The organism is Clostridium amazonense (assembly GCF_056431285.1).
In genome coordinates this window covers 41275-57224 of sequence record NZ_JBWKMH010000002.1, presented here as the reverse complement: position 1 = coordinate 57224, position 15950 = coordinate 41275, and the positions used below count along the sequence as shown (strand labels likewise).

The 15950-nt window shown below is 26.5% G+C and carries 14 protein-coding genes and 1 other annotated feature; of the genes, 2 read left to right on the top strand and 12 right to left on the bottom strand.

The window, feature by feature from the left end; translation table 11 throughout:
• Nucleotides 1-49 precede the first annotated feature (49 nt).
• On the bottom strand, nt 50-1564 hold the full coding sequence (locus AC07E4_RS00370; RefSeq protein WP_478215467.1) for a DUF445 family protein: 1515 nt from the start codon (nt 1562-1564) through the stop codon (nt 50-52).
• A 415-nt stretch (nt 1565-1979) separates the two neighbouring features.
• Between AC07E4_RS00370 and gltS the strand changes: the two genes are divergently transcribed.
• A complete protein-coding gene (gene gltS / locus AC07E4_RS00365) occupies nt 1980-3179 on the top strand; it encodes a sodium/glutamate symporter (RefSeq protein WP_034438329.1) in 1200 nt (399 codons plus the stop codon).
• A gap of 36 nt (nt 3180-3215) precedes the next feature.
• On the opposite strand, the gene AC07E4_RS00360 is transcribed toward gltS, so the two are convergent.
• On the bottom strand, nt 3216-4094 hold the full coding sequence (locus tag AC07E4_RS00360; protein ID WP_034438331.1) for a YitT family protein: 879 nt from the start codon (nt 4092-4094) through the stop codon (nt 3216-3218).
• A gap of 431 nt (nt 4095-4525) precedes the next feature.
• Between AC07E4_RS00360 and AC07E4_RS00355 the strand changes: the two genes are divergently transcribed.
• Nucleotides 4526-5293 carry a histidinol phosphate phosphatase gene (locus AC07E4_RS00355; RefSeq protein WP_051539826.1) on the top strand — a complete coding sequence of 256 codons (768 nt, stop codon included), beginning with the start codon at nt 4526-4528 and terminating at the stop codon, nt 5291-5293.
• A gap of 30 nt (nt 5294-5323) precedes the next feature.
• Here the strand turns inward: AC07E4_RS00355 and rbr are convergent, their stop codons facing one another.
• The 10 genes from rbr to AC07E4_RS00305 all read right to left on the bottom strand — a co-directional run bounded on the left by rbr (nt 5324) and on the right by AC07E4_RS00305 (nt 15936).
• The gene (gene rbr / locus AC07E4_RS00350) at nt 5324-5914 is read right to left on the bottom strand and encodes a rubrerythrin (RefSeq protein WP_034438336.1); all 591 of its coding nucleotides are present in this window, start codon (nt 5912-5914) and stop codon (nt 5324-5326) included.
• 142 nt (nt 5915-6056) lie between these two features.
• Nucleotides 6057-7991 (bottom strand): methionine--tRNA ligase, encoded by a 1935-nt coding sequence (gene metG / locus AC07E4_RS00345; protein ID WP_034438337.1) that lies wholly within the window; start codon nt 7989-7991, stop codon nt 6057-6059.
• A 96-nt stretch (nt 7992-8087) separates the two neighbouring features.
• Nucleotides 8088-8342, bottom strand: a binding site (T-box leader).
• A 68-nt stretch (nt 8343-8410) separates the two neighbouring features.
• Complete coding sequence (locus AC07E4_RS00340) at nt 8411-8758, bottom strand: hypothetical protein (protein ID WP_034438340.1); 348 nt, start codon at nt 8756-8758, stop codon at nt 8411-8413.
• A 185-nt stretch (nt 8759-8943) separates the two neighbouring features.
• Complete coding sequence (gene phoU / locus AC07E4_RS00335; RefSeq protein WP_430830547.1) at nt 8944-9618, bottom strand: phosphate signaling complex protein PhoU; 675 nt, start codon at nt 9616-9618, stop codon at nt 8944-8946.
• A 28-nt stretch (nt 9619-9646) separates the two neighbouring features.
• Nucleotides 9647-10402: a phosphate ABC transporter ATP-binding protein PstB gene (gene pstB / locus AC07E4_RS00330; RefSeq protein WP_034438345.1), complete on the bottom strand. Its 756-nt coding sequence runs from the start codon at nt 10400-10402 to the stop codon at nt 9647-9649.
• A 14-nt stretch (nt 10403-10416) separates the two neighbouring features.
• A complete protein-coding gene (gene pstA, locus AC07E4_RS00325; protein WP_034438346.1) occupies nt 10417-11241 on the bottom strand; it encodes a phosphate ABC transporter permease PstA in 825 nt (274 codons plus the stop codon).
• A gap of 2 nt (nt 11242-11243) precedes the next feature.
• Entirely contained in the window at nt 11244-12137 is an 894-nt protein-coding gene (pstC, locus tag AC07E4_RS00320) for a phosphate ABC transporter permease subunit PstC (RefSeq protein WP_203226286.1), read from the bottom strand.
• A gap of 210 nt (nt 12138-12347) precedes the next feature.
• Nucleotides 12348-13190 (bottom strand): phosphate ABC transporter substrate-binding protein, encoded by an 843-nt coding sequence (locus tag AC07E4_RS00315; RefSeq protein WP_034438349.1) that lies wholly within the window; start codon nt 13188-13190, stop codon nt 12348-12350.
• Between the two features lie 191 nt (nt 13191-13381).
• Entirely contained in the window at nt 13382-15022 is a 1641-nt protein-coding gene (locus AC07E4_RS00310) for a hypothetical protein (RefSeq protein ID WP_034438350.1), read from the bottom strand.
• Complete coding sequence (locus tag AC07E4_RS00305) at nt 15019-15936, bottom strand: ABC transporter permease (protein ID WP_478215466.1); 918 nt, start codon at nt 15934-15936, stop codon at nt 15019-15021. Before AC07E4_RS00305 ends, AC07E4_RS00310 begins: the two co-directional genes overlap by 4 nt.
• Between the last annotated feature and the right edge of the window lie 14 nt (nt 15937-15950).

The following is a 15950-nucleotide window of genomic DNA, read 5'->3' as shown; positions in this document are numbered from 1 at the left end:
TGTTATTTTACTGCTAAAAACAAATAAATTTTAAATTTATACTTTTATATTAAAGTGATCCCAAAATTGGTGACAATATCCCCATTAAACCACCCAATAATGCCCCAAGCCATGTTATTGCCCTTAATTCTTTACTCGCTATTTCAAGTATCAGTTTTTCTGCAAATTGAACATCAAAACTATTGATTTTATCTTCAATTATTTTATCAACTTTAAATTTGTCAATAATTTCTTTTCCATTATTCTTCATAAACTTATTATAAAATTCTATTACTAAATTTGATATTTTTTCTATTCTATTATCAGTAGTATTAACTAATAAAGATGCTACTTCCTTATCTATTATTTTTTCTATGGTATCATTTATAACTTCATTTATAACTTGTGTTGTTTTTTCACTTTCTGAAACTTTATTTACCACTTTATTGATTACACTCATTAATAGACTTTCATAATCTATATTAAATTTATTAAATAATTCAAATAAATCCTTAGATTTTAGTAACTCTCCTTCTAAAGTACTTTCCATTAGATTTTCAATTTCATTTGGTGATACTTGTAATACTATTAAATTCACTAAACTTTCAATACATTCTTCTCTTGTATCTAATGCTATGTTTTCTAAAATTTCTTTAACATTTCTATTCATAAAATTGTCTATTGCTTCATTGACTAAAACAACTATTTCATCAACATTCTCTTCCTTAGTTAATAATTCATCAGCCTTTGACACTATTTTATTATATATAAGATCTCCCTTAATAAACATTGCAATCATAGGACTTAATCCAGCTATAGTCTCATTTGTTATTTCTTTTATCTTTATCTCTGCTTTTTCACTTTTTAACACAGAATTTAAATACTCTGATATTTCATATTTATTTTGACATACATATGTCTTTATAGCCTTTGTAACATTATCCGGAACTACTTCAAATAGTTTTTTATCACTACTTGCAACTGACTCTATTTTATTTGTTATAAAGCCTTTTATTTTTAATTTAATATCATCACTTTTTAAATAATCTTTTCCATAAGTCTTCAAGCTATCTTTTATATTACTATATAAATCTGAATTTGCAATTGCACTAGTTTTCAGATTACATGATTCTTTACAATTTCTATAAACCATGTTAGAAAAATTGCATTTGAATTCCTCTGAGAATACATTTTTCACTACTAAATTTGTTGATTTTTCTTTAATATTATTTATAAAATTTTCATATTCATTGCCAAATGTATTTTCTAATACATCTTTCACTTTTTTATTTGAAGTCATTAATTTTTCAATTTTATCAAATGTGTAATTTTTAATAGAATTGTTTACACTCTCATTACATAAGGATTCCATTATAGTATTTGTGTCTAATAAATGTTCTCCAACAGCACTTCCTACACTTTTTGCTATTCTCTTCTTTTCCTTTGGTATTAAACCAGGTGTAAATGGAATTTTAACACCTAAAAATTTAACTTCATTATATGGTCTAAATAACATTTTTATTGCTAACCAGTTGGTTAAATATCCTATAATAGCACCTATAATGATACCAATTAAATATTTCATTTCTAAAACCTCCAAAATTTAAAATACAAGTATATAAGCTTTTTTAATTAAATTTTCGGCTTATCTCCCTATAAATATGTATATTTTTCTTATTTATTATACTTGCTAATGATATTTTACTACAATAAGTAAAATATTTTCCATTTATTTATTAATAAAAATTTTAATACATTTTATTTTTAAATATAAGTTTTATATTTACTTAAAAATAATTTTAATCTAGAAAATATTTTTGAATTATTTTATTATAATTTTATTATCCACAAAATTTTTATTTAAATTCTATTTTATTACCATAAATTAAAATAACAATAAATTTTTTATTTTAAAATTATTTGGATTTGACTGAATTTTATATTTTGTTGTACAATTTAGTAGTAATATGCAAACTATTTTACATTTAGGGGGAATTTTTATGAAATTAGAACTTAATATGATTCAAACCTTGGCACTATCAATAGCCGTATTTTATTTGGGCTCATACTTAAAAAAGAAGATATCTGTTTTAGATAAATTCTGTATACCAGCTCCAGTAATTGGCGGTCTTATCTTTGCAATTGTTAATTTAATTTTGAGGCTAACTGGCACAGTAGAGTTAACTCTTGATGTAACTTTACAAAGTCCATTTATGCTTGTGTTCTTCACAACTATAGGATTAGGGGCCAGCTTTAAAATGATTAAACAAGGTGGAAAAGGTGTATTCTTTTTCTCAATTGCTGCTATTTCACTTGTAGTTTTTCAAGATATCTTTGGAGTACTTGTTGCTAAAGCTATAGGTGCTAATCCATTACTTGGTATTATCTCTGGCTCAGTTACAATGACAGGTGGTCACGCTACTGGTGCTACTTGGGGAGCTACTTTCGAAAATGCTTACGGTCTAACTGGTGCTAGTGCAACAGCTATGGCTGCTGCAACTTTTGGTTTAGTTTGTGGTAGTTTACTAGGCGGACCGATTGGTAAAAGACTAATTAAGAAAAATAACTTAACACCAGAGGCTTATGAATATGTAGCATCTACTACTGTAAAAGAAGAAGCTGTAAATTTTAAATCTTTATTCGATACCCTTTCAATTATATTTATTTGCATGGGAATTGGAACAGTTTTAGAATATTACTTTAGCAAATTAGGTGCAACATTGCCACAATACATATATCCTATGGTAGTTGCAGCAATAGTTATAAACTTTGGTGAGAAAACAAAAACATTTAAAATAAATACTACTTGTACTGATATTCTTGGAAACATTGGATTAAACGTATTTTTATCCATGGCATTAGTTAACCTTCAGTTATGGCAACTAAAAGAAACTGCAGGACCATTATTAATTTTATTATTTGTACAAGCTGTGTTAATGGCATTCTTCTCTTACTTTATTACATTTAGATTAATGGGAAAAGATTATGATGCTGCTGTTATATCTTCAGGACATTGCGGATTCGGAATGGGTGCTACCCCTAACGGAATGGCTAACATGGACGCTATAACAACAAAATTTGGAGCTTCTCCAAAAGCATTCTTTGTACTTCCTGTTGTTGGTGCATTCTTTGTTGACATTCTTAACTCCTTAATAATAGGTGGTTTTGTTAGTGTACTTTCACTTATGCATCTTATATAAAATTTAAAGAGACTGAACTAAGTTCAGTCTCTTTTTCTAATTTAACAATGCATTAAATCCTTCCCCAAAGATTTCACAAATATTATTAACAGTTATGAATGCATTTTTGTCAACTTCATATATACGTTTTCGCAATTTAGCAAAGTCTCTTCTACTTACAACAACTACTAATACATTTTTTTCCTCATTAGAAAATCCACCTTTGGCATTGTAAATAGTTGTTCCCTTAGCTAAATCCTTTAAAATGTATTCTTTTATTTCATCATATTTATCACTTATTATAGTAACTTCCTTACACATATTTATTCCATCTATTATAGCATCTATAACAAAACCATTCATTATAACACCAACCATAGCAAATAAAGCAAGTTTAGTTTCAAATGCAAATCCGGCCATTATAGTTACACTCAAGTCACACATTAATACGCCTTTTCCTAAATCTATATGAAAAAACTTATTTAAAATTTTAGCTAATATATCAGTTCCCCCAGTAGATGCATTATGATTAAACACAACTCCCATTCCAGCTCCTGAAATTAATATTCCTACTATCATTTCTAAAAATACTTCATCAGTAAATGGATGTGACATTGGCAAAAATCTTTCAAGTAAAGATATTATTCCTGATATTCCTAAACTAACATAAATAGTTTTTGCTCCAAATCCATTTCCTACAATTATAAATGCAAGTATAAATAAAACTACATTAATAATAATCATAAGCGTTCCTACTGAAAGCATAGGAAAAAACTTATTTATAACAATTCCAAGTCCATTAGCACCCCCAATTGCTAATTTATTGGGCATAAAGAAAAAATACATTCCACCAGCAACCATAAACATTCCTATAGTCATTATTATAAAATCTTTAACTTTATCTTTTAATTGTAGTTCGTTATTAACTTTCTCCATAAAAAAACCCCCTTTAAAATAAAAAATTGTATATTTATCAAATTAATTAAGCTGAAAAGGTTACTATATAGCCATTTCCGAACTTGCATTTTAAGTATATATTATTATCAGAAAATAATCAATTTTCTATTTTTTAATATTTTTATTACCATTTTTTCTTTTTTTGAATATATATTTTTTTACTTTTTCATCCTCAAAACTCTATATTTAAGTTACATAACCTTACGTAACCTTATTTTTTTATTCATGCAAATTAAAATTTATTCATTTTTTGAATGTTTTATAATTTAATATTGCATTTTTATTCATGCACTGTATTTGTTTATTTATTTTCCAATCTAAAATAAATAAACATTTTCCATTTACAATTTAATAAATAATAAAAAATTATGGTATATTATTTATATAAATATTTTTATAAAGGTGGTTAAATTATGTTTGATACACATATTCATACAACATTTTCTACTGATTCTCAAATGGGTATTAATGATGCTATAAGAAAATCAAAAGATTTAAATATAGGATTAATAATTACTGATCATATAGATTTAAATTATTATGATAAAACTAAATTTAGATTTGATATTGATGATTACTTTAAATCTTATTCTAAATACATAAGCAATAATTTTTTATTAGGCATAGAATTAGGCATGGACTTCAATTATGAAAAAAAGAATGCTGAAATTTACAATAACTATGACTTTGATATGATAATAGGCTCCCAACACTCTGTAAACGGCTTAGATATATATGAAGGTTCTTTATATAATAATAAAACTAAAGATGAGGTCTTCACTGATTACTTTAAGGATATACTAAAATCTGTACATACACATAACTATATAAACACGTTAGCTCATATTGATTATATTTGCAGATATAATCCTTATGATGATAAAGAAATATATGTTAATGAGTATTATGATTATTTAAAAGAAATATTTAATTTCTGTATTGAAAATGATATAGCTATAGAAGTAAATACTCGAAGATTTAATAATAAAAGTTGTTTACCAAACCTAAAAAACATTTATAAATTATATAAAGAAGTTGGTGGAACTTTTGTTACAATTGGTTCTGATAGTCATAACATTGATTCTATTGGAAGTAACTTTGACATTGCATCAGATTTTTGTAATGCATTGAATTTAAAACCTGTTTATTTTAAAAATAGAAAAATACAATATCTATAATTATAGATATTGTATTTTTTATTTATAATATTATTGTTCAATTCCATAATATTTTTCATAATATCCTTGTGGATAATGACAAAGTGGGCATACTTTTGGTGCTTCTTCTCCCTCATAAATATATCCACAATTTCTACATCTCCAAACCTCTTTTTCATCTCTTTTATATAATTTTCCTGATTTCATTAAATCGTATAGGTTTGTATATCTTTCATCATGTTTTTTCTCAACCTCAATTATTTTTTTAAATGCTGCCGCTACCTCTGGGTAACCTTCCTCTGTAGCTATTCTTTCAAATTCTGGGTAAGCATGAGTCCACTCATCATGTTCTCCTGCTGCTGCATATTTTAAGTTATCCATAGTTTTTCCTATAGCTACTGGATATTTTCCATCAACATCAACTTGTGCATCTTCACCTAATCCATTATTTAACAAATCAAAAAAGACTTTAGCATGAGCTTTTTCATTTTGAGCTGTTTCAGTAAAAATATGTTCTATGTACTCGTATTTTTCCTGTTTTGCTACATCTGCATAAAAAGTATATCTATTCCTTGCTTGAGATTCCCCAGCAAAAGCTCTCATTAAATTTGTTTCTGTTTTACTTCCCTTCAAACTTTTCATAAACTAAATCTCCTTCTAAATATATTTTAATAAAAAATTTCTCTTTAAAATTTAGTATTCCTAAAACTATAATATAAATTCTAATAAATGAAAAAAGTAAGATAAACTCACATAGAATTTATCTTACTTAAATAAGTTTAATCTATTTAACTATACTTCCACTTGGTAATTCACCTGGATTTACAGTATATAATTTGCTATCATCATCATTAGCTGCACATAAAATCATACCTTGAGAAAGTTCTCCTCTTAATGTTACAGGTTTTAAATTGGCAACTAAAACAACATTTTTTCCAACTAATTCTTCTGGTTTATAATGCATTGCTATTCCAGAAACAACCTGACGAATTTCTCCACCTAAATCTACTTTTAGTTTTAAAAGTTTTTTAGCTTTTTTTATTGGTTCGCATTCTAATACTTTAACAACTCTTAAATCAACCTTGTCAAAGTCATCAATTGTTATTTCTTCTTTAATAGGTTCCATTTTAACTGGATTTGCTGCTTTTTTAGCTTCTTCTGCTATTTTTTCAAGCTCAGCTATCTTTGCTTCAACATCTATTCTTGGGAATATAACATCACCTTTGCACACTTTAGTTCCTGGTTCAGTTCCATTGAACTCGCTTAAACTTTCCCAAGTTATATTTTTATCATTTAATTGTGCATTTATTTTTTCACTTGTAGTTGGCAAGAATGCTGAAACTAAAACAGATACTATTCTTAAAGATTCTGCTAAGTTATATAAAACTGTAGCAAGTCTTGGCTTCTTATCTTCCTCTTTTCCAAGTACCCAAGGTGTTGTTTCATCTATATATTTATTTGTTCTTCTTATTAATGTCCATATATTATCTAATGCTGCTGGTGCATTAAACTTATCTATAGCTTCCTCTACAAGTTTAGGTGTTTTAAGTGCTAAACTTATTAATTCATCATCTATAGCTTCTTTAACTTGTGGTGCTGGTATAACTCCATCAAAATATTTTTCTATCATTGTAACTGTTCTTGAAAGTAAATTTCCAAGATCATTTGCAAGGTCTGAATTTGTTTTCTTTATAAATATTTCATTATTAAATAATCCATCTGAACCAAATGGTATTTCATGTAATAAGTAATATCTTACTGCATCAACACCAAAGTGATTAACTAGAACTACTGGATCTACAACATTTCCTTTTGATTTAGACATTTTACCACCATCAACAAGTAGCCATCCATGTCCAAATACTTGTTTAGGAAGTGGTAAATCTAATGCCATTAACATTATAGGCCAATAAATTGTGTGGAATCTTAATATATCTTTTCCAATTAAATGTACATCTGCTGGCCAATATTTTTCTAAAAGCTCTGTGTTATCACTGTTATATCCTAGTGCAGTTATATAATTTGAAAGTGCGTCTATCCAAACATATATAACATGACCTGGATCAAACTCTACAGGAATTCCCCATGTAAATGATGTTCTTGATATACATAGGTCCTGAAGACCTGGTCTTAAGAAGTTATTAAGCATTTCATTTTTTCTTGATTCTGGTTGAATAAAATCAGGGTGTTTTTCAATATATTCTATTAATCTGTCTGCATAGTTAGACATTTTAAAGAAATATGCTTCTTCTTTAGCTTTCTCAACTGGTCTTCCACAATCAGGACATTTTCCATCAACTAATTGAGTTTCTGTCCAGAATGATTCACATGGAGTACAATATAATCCTTCATATGAACTTTTGTATATATCACCTTGATCATATAATTTTTTAAATATTTTTTGCACTGCACTTTTATGATAATCTTCAGTTGTTCTTATGAATTTATCGTATTTAATATCCATTAAACTCCAAAGTTCCTTTATTCCTGCAACAACTTCATCTATGTATTCTATTGGTTGTATACCCTTTTCTTCTGCTATTCTTTGAAGCTTTTGACCATGTTCATCTGTTCCTGTTAAGAACATTACATCATGTCCTGTTAATCTTTTAAATCTTGCTATTGCATCTGCTGCAACTGTAGTATATGTATTTCCTATATGAAGTTTCGCAGATGGATAGTATATAGGTGTTGTTATATAAAATGGTTTTTTTGTCATTTTTACTTCCTCCAAACTTTAATGTTATTTTAATTATTACACTTTTTATTAAGTAAATTCTTTAAATAAAAAAGTCTCTATACAAAGTTTACTTTGTATAGAGACGTATTATACGTGTTACCACTCTAATTTATACTTGTTTCACAACAAGTACCTTAATAAGTGACTCAACTTTTAAAGTATTTATCACCTTGCAATATATCGGTTGCTCCCGTATCTTCCTAACTAATACATAGCTCAGAAAATATGCTCCAAGACCATCTTCATAATGATTTATACCACTAGCTTTCACCTAACCTAGCTCTCTTTTAGATACTCCTTCACTATTACTCTTCTTTTCACAGCATTTCATTTATTATTTATTATTATCATATGTTAAATAAAATATTCTGTCAATATAAAACTAATTTTAAATCAATTTAAATAATTGCTAAAATAATTAAAATTGCTCCAGAACCAATAAAATATGATGTAATAGAGTCATTTTTATAAAAATATTTTGCTTCCTCATTCAGTTTATCTTCTTCATATTTTCTAGAACCTATATTAAAATATTTTCTAGTCATTCTATCACTTACAATCCTCTTTTGACCTGATGATTTTATTACTAATCCTAATAAAAAGTTTACAGTTGCTAAATATAGCATGCAAGTTTTAATAAACATAATATCTGTAAATCTGCTTTTTATCAGTGCTATGACTAATATAAGAGCTATATTAATACCAAGTAAAATTATAAGCTTTTTTATTTTATCCAATAACTTCATAACTTAGCCCCCCAAAGTTAATTGTAATATTTATTATAATTTTAATCCAATATTTTACTTTTTCAATATTCTTTTGTAATTATTTACATATTGTTAATTATTTACCACAAAATAAAAGCAAGATTAAACTTATAAAATAATTCAACCTCACCTTTTCATAAAATATACATTTAATTGTAACACTTCTATAATCTATATCTTTTCCCTTTAATATAATACATTACTTCTTCTACTATGTTTGTTATATGGTCTCCAGCTCTTTCTAAGTGCTTATTAACCAGTATTCCTTGAAGATATTTATTTATTTTTTCCTTATCCTCTGTTTTTTGTATATATCCTATAAATAGCTCTAAATTTCTTCTATATATATCATCTATTTCATCATCTAAATTAGCAACAACCTTAGCTTCCTCTAAACTATCATTTTTGTATGCATTCATAATTTTAGCTAGCATGCTTTTTAATATTTCAATTGCTTTTATAAATGATTTATTTAAAATTTTAAGTTCTTCAGTTTGATTTTCACTAAATGCTAAAACATAATTAGAAATATTTTTAGTGTAATCTGCAATTCTTTCTACTTCTGTAGAAATTTTTATAATAGTAATAATAGTTCTTAAATCTATTGCCACAGGACCCTGTTTTGCTATTATTATTACTGCTTCATTGTTTATTTCGTCATTTAATTCATTTATTTCATGATCTTTTTTTATTGTATCTAATGCTAATTCTTTATCATTATTTTCTAATGATTTTATAACATTACTATACATATTTATAGTTTTATCACACATTAAATCTAGCTTTTCTTCCAATTCTTTTAATTCATTTTCAAAATTTTTTCTTAAACTAGCATTCATAAATTTATCCTCCCTTTAAACTTTACTTTTAGCCGAATCTTCCTGTTATATAATCTTCTGTTCTCATGTCTTGTGGGTTAGAAAATATAATGTCTGTTTTATCAAATTCAACTACTTTTCCATTTAGAAAGAATGCAGTTTTATCTGATATACGAGCTGCTTGTTGCATATTATGAGTTACTATTACTATAGTATAATTTTCCTTTAATGATAGTATTAATTCTTCAATCTTCATTGTTGATATTGGGTCTAATGCTGATGTTGGTTCATCCATAAGTATTACTTCTGGTTTCATAGCTATTGTTCTTGCAATACATAGTCTTTGTTGTTGTCCTCCAGACATTCCTGCTGCTGGAGATTTTAATCTATCCTTTACTTCATCCCAAAGTGCTGCAGCTTTTAAACTTTCTTCTACTATTTTATCTAACTTTTTTCTATCCTTTAAACCATGTATTTTAGGTCCATATGCAACATTATCATATATACTCATTGGAAATGGATTAGGTTTTTGAAATACCATTCCAACTTTAGTTCTTAGTTTTATTACATCATCATCTTTATTTATATCATTGTCATCAATAAAAATTTCACCTGTTATCTTAACTCCATCTATTAAATCATTCATTCTATTTAAAGTTCTTAGAAATGTTGATTTACCACATCCAGAAGGTCCTATTAATGCAGTTACTTCATTTTCTTTAATATCCATATCTATATTAAACAATGCTTGCTTTTCACCATAAAATAAATTTAAATTTTTTACTGAAATTTTTTTATTTTCCATTTCATCACCTTCTCCTAGTAATTTCCCTTAGTAAATTTTCTTCCTATAAATCTTGAAAGTAAATTTAATATCAATATTATAACTATTAGAACTATACCTATTCCTGCTGCTAATTCTATGTTTCCTTGTTCTTTAGTTACTAAGTATGCATGAACAGTTAATGTTCTAGCACTATTCATAACACTTTTAGGAAGTGCAACTGCTGTTCCTGCTGTTAAAAGTATTGCTGCTGACTCTCCTATTATTCTACCGATTGACAATATTACACCTGATAATATTCCTGGCATTGCACTTGGAATTATAACTTTATAAAGTGTCTGAAACCTAGTTCCACCCAATGCTAAAGATGCTTCTTTATAACTTTCTGGCACTGTTTTTAATGCTTCTTCTGTTGTTCTAATTATTACTGGTAATATCATAATGGCAAGTGTTAAACTAGCCGCCAAAATTGAATATCCCATTTTTAACATAATTACAAAGAATATAGAGCCAAATAATCCATATATAATTGATGGAATTCCTGCTAATATTTCAGTAGAAAATCTTATAAATTTAACTATTGAACCTTGTTTTGCATATTCTTGCAAATAAATTGCAGCTAAAATTCCTATAGGTGTTCCTATAATCAATGCTAATAGAACTGTGTATAATGTCGTAATTGTCATTGGTAATATTCCACTTGTTCCAGTTGCTGAGTAACCTCCAAATAAGAAGTCAAAACTTATAACTTTCATACCTTTTATTAAAATAAATCCAAGTATTATAACTAAAATTAGTAATGTTATGGCTGCAGAAACCCACAATAAAGCATTTAGCAATATTCCCTTCACTTTTCTCATACTTATTTACCTACCTTTGAAGATAATTTTAAAATTATAAGATTTATAATCATAATAAATATAAATAATACTATTCCTGTAGCAAACAACATTTCTTGATGTACTCCAAATGCATATCCCATTTCCAATGCTATATTAGTAGTTAGTGGTCTTACACTATCTGTTAATGCTTTAGGAATCATTACACTATTTCCTGCTACTAAAATTACTGCCATTGTTTCTCCAATAGCTCTTCCAACACCCAATGCTATGGCTGCTAGGATTCCTGATTTTGCTGATGGTAGTACAATTTTAAATATAGTTTCAATTTTTGATGCACCTAATGCTAAAGAAGCTTCTTTATAACTTTTAGGAACTGCTCTTATTGATGTTTCTGCAACAGTCACTATAGTTGGTAACATCATTACTGCTAAAACTATTATCACAGCCAACAATGTTTGGCCTTTTGGTAGATTAAATAACTTTTGTATGCCTGGTACTAAAACTGCTAATCCAAATATTCCATAAAGTACTGATGGAATTCCAGCTAAAAGTTGAACTGCTGTTGATATAATAGCTCCTATTTTTTTTGATGCTATTTCTGATATAAATAAAGCTGTAAAAATGCCTATTGGTGCACCTATTATTAAAGCTCCTATCGTTCCATATATTGATGCTAAAATCATAGGGAATATTCCATATTTATTGCTACTTGGAACCCATACTGTCCCTAAAATAAAATCCTTAAATGAATATCCTTTAGATATAAATGGCTGTAGACCCTTATAAAATATAAATCCTATTATTAAAAGTAAACTTATAACTGCAACTAATGCACATGTAAAAAATATTTTTTGTGTCAAACTCTCTATAAAATATTTTCTTTTGTTACTATTATTCTCTATTTTTAAATTCAAATTTTTCACCTCTTTTAATATAAGTCTTATTTAGTATATCCCTTACTTCATATCTCTATTATATAAATTTACTGTTAAGCTTATATTTAGTCCAAGTTAAACTATTGTTCACTTTATGTTAAGAATAATTAACACAAAAATAAGAGAAGATGTTTTACTTCTTCTCTTATCTACTTTAAGGGAGATCTATTTAAAATTATTGTATATACCTTAATCTACTTTTATTGATCCATTTTTATCTACTATGTTTTGACCTTCTTCACTTAGTATAAAATCTATGAATTTTTTTCCTTGTTCTGATATTTTCCCCTCATTATAAACAAGTAAAAATGGTCTTGATAATTTATATTCTTTTGATTTTACTTTCTCAGGTGTAGCCTCCGCACCATCAACTTTTTGTACTGTAATTAAATCATCTAATTGTTCAAAAGAAACATATCCAATTGCATTATCATTATTTTGAACTGTTGTTTTAATATTTCCACTTCCATCTGCTATTGTTGCATCTTGAATTAATTCTTCTGATTTAAATCCTAAGATTTCTTGGAATGCATCTCTAGTTCCTGAACCATCTTCTCTTGATACAACTACTATAGTTTTATCTTCCCCACCGACTTCTTTCCAATTTTTTATTTTTCCTGTATATATATCTTTTATTTGAGCTGATGTAAGTTCCTTTACTTTATTGTTTTTATTTGTTATAACTGCAATTCCATCATAAGCAATTGTTTGTTCTTTAAGATTTGCACTTTTTTCTTCTGATTTCAAATCACGAGAAGACATCCCTATCTCTGTTATTCCATTTATTGCATTTTGTATTCCTGATGATGATCCTACTGCTTGTATTTCTATGTTAACTCCCTCATTTTTGCTTTTATAAGTTTCTGCTTCTTTTTCCATTAAAGGTGATATTGATGTAGAGCCGGATATTTTTATTGATACATCTTTTCCACTTCCACTTGTACTATCAGAATTATTTGATGACCCACATCCTACTAAAGTTAATGATGATATTAACATTGCTGTTACAATTCCTAGTAATTTTTTTTTCATTTAAACTACCTCCACACGATTATATATTTAATATTATTTTCTCTCTTTAATTTAATTTTAATTCATCAATGTTAAAGGTAGATTAAGTTAATGTTTAATCTATGTTTAAGTTATGTAAAAATAATTTAACATTTACTTAAAAAAAGTAAATGAATCAAACTAAATCATATAGATTTAGTTTGATTCCTAATTTAATACATCAATGGAATATAAATCATCAAACTTACTATTATATCAATACCAATAGCTGGAGCTATGCTAAGTGCCATTATATTGCTATCTATATCTTTAGAATAATATCTATATGAATAGATAGCTATTATTATAGATATTATTCCTAGCATTAAAAGTCCATTTTTCATTGATATATATTTTGTTATATCTTTACCTATTATATCATTATAAAATGTACCTTTTATCTCAATAGCCCTAATAACAAACATAATTATATACGAAAATACATACAATATTTTCTTAAACCTATCACTAAATTTAAACTCAAGAATGGAAAAAATAGAAACTATTGCAAGTGGAATTAACATCCACTTTAATCCTGTTAGCATTATAAAAAATATAGATGTTAATATTTTTTCTATAGCAGTTATACTAGCATCTTTCCTATTTTCATTTGTATATCCAGAATTTTTCTTAATAAATTCATTATCTTTAGAAATCAATTTCAATCCTGATTCACTTTTATTATATGAATCAACAAAGACACAATAATCATCTGAACTAGCTGGATATACTGATATGTTTCTTGTATTAGTAATAACATCCTTTACAGTTATTAGTCCCGTCTTATCTCCTAATTTAACCATATTGTCAAACTGACTCACTATAATTTGATTTTGTGTTTTCCCTTTATAATTTGTTATATTTGCATCTGAAATTATCATGTTATTATCTATATTTTGAATTAATTTTATATCTTCCATTTCATCTATATTTATGTCATATTCATTTTCTAAATTTCCAGTTTTAGGTTTAATTATTGTTAAAAATTCTCCTTTTTTAATTTGATTAATTTCTATGTTTTTTCCTATTGGAATTTCTAAACATTCATCCTCCATTTGACCATTTTTAAAAACATATCTACACATTGAATATAGATTCTCATCTTTTACAAGTATAAATGGATTTACAATTTGGCAAAAATCATCAGAAGTTCTTTGTATCTCATTTGATAAATACGTAATTTCACCGTTTTTTAAGATAGCATATTGAAATTTTCCATCTTTTTTTTGATATCCTAGAATAAATGAATCTTTATACTTTGAAACACATTGATAACTACACTTAATATCTGTTTTTATTGTACTATTCTTACCTGATTTTAAGTCCCTTACCTCAATATAGTTGTCAAAAAATAAACCATATGAATTTTCTGATATTTTAACAAGATCTTTAACATTTTCAACTTTGCTATTTGATATTATATTAAACTCTTCATCAAACTTTAATATATTTACAATTTTACCATTTTCATTTGATATACTATAACTTACAAAAATATTTTTTCCATTTTCAAATAAATTAATATTCATTGGTTCTTGATTTAATTTAGCTATCTCTATATCTTTTTTTATATTTCCTTTAAAATCAGTTCTAATTAAATTTAAAATCTTGCCATCCTGATATGCAATTATAACTTCATCATTGCTTTTAATAATATCTGGTCCTACAGTAATATTAGCAATTTTTAGTTGAATAGCATTGCTCCACTCTTTACTATTATTTAATCCCATGGCTTTTAATTCTATTTTATAATGAAATGTAAAGATTACTAAAACTAATAATGATGCAACTAATAATATTCTCTTTTTTTTCATATCTTTCTCCTCTTATACCATTCTAATTCATTAGCACTGATTGAATTGTTCAATCCATCACCCATAAGATTGAATGATAATGAAATTAGAATTAACACAGCCATTGGTATTAAAATCGTATATGGATAAAATATAGCTAGACCTCTATTCAGTGCCATTAATTTTCCTAGTGTTAAATTAACACCTAAACCCATAAAGCTAAAACTTGATTCTATTAAAATTGTATTTGGTATTTCTAGTGTTAAGATTACTATTATTGTACTAATCATATTTCTAAAAAAATGTCTTGTTACTATTCTAGAAACACTTGCCCCTAAAGACTTTGCTGCTAATATATACTCTTGCTCCCTAATTTCCAACAATTGCCCTCTAGTAGATGTTATTATATTACAACACCCATTTATAGCTAATGCCATAATTAATGATTCCTCATTTTGTCCTAACACTATATACAATAATACTATCCAAACTAAAACATGTATGCTGATCATAATTTCTACTATTCTCATGATTATACAATCTACTAACCCCCCATAATAGCTGCAAATACCTCCAAATATGAATCCTATACTAATATCAAAAAATATAACTTTTAAACAAATTCTAAATGTATTTTTTGCTGCAACCCATAACATAATATATAAATCATTGTAAGTTTGACTAATTCCAAACCAATGCTCTTTACTTGGAAACATATTATCACTTCTTTTAAATGCATCTGTTATTTCCCATTTCGAAAAATTAGGACAAATAGCTATTGCCATAATAATTATTATTAGCATTATAAAACCTATTTTGAACTTCTTATTATTTAAAATTCTTTTTTTTATATTAGGATTATAATAAGCAACTTCTTCAATATATTCATTATTTGTATTTACAAACTTAAACTTATTTGATTTAATTTCAATCATCATATCCCCCTTTT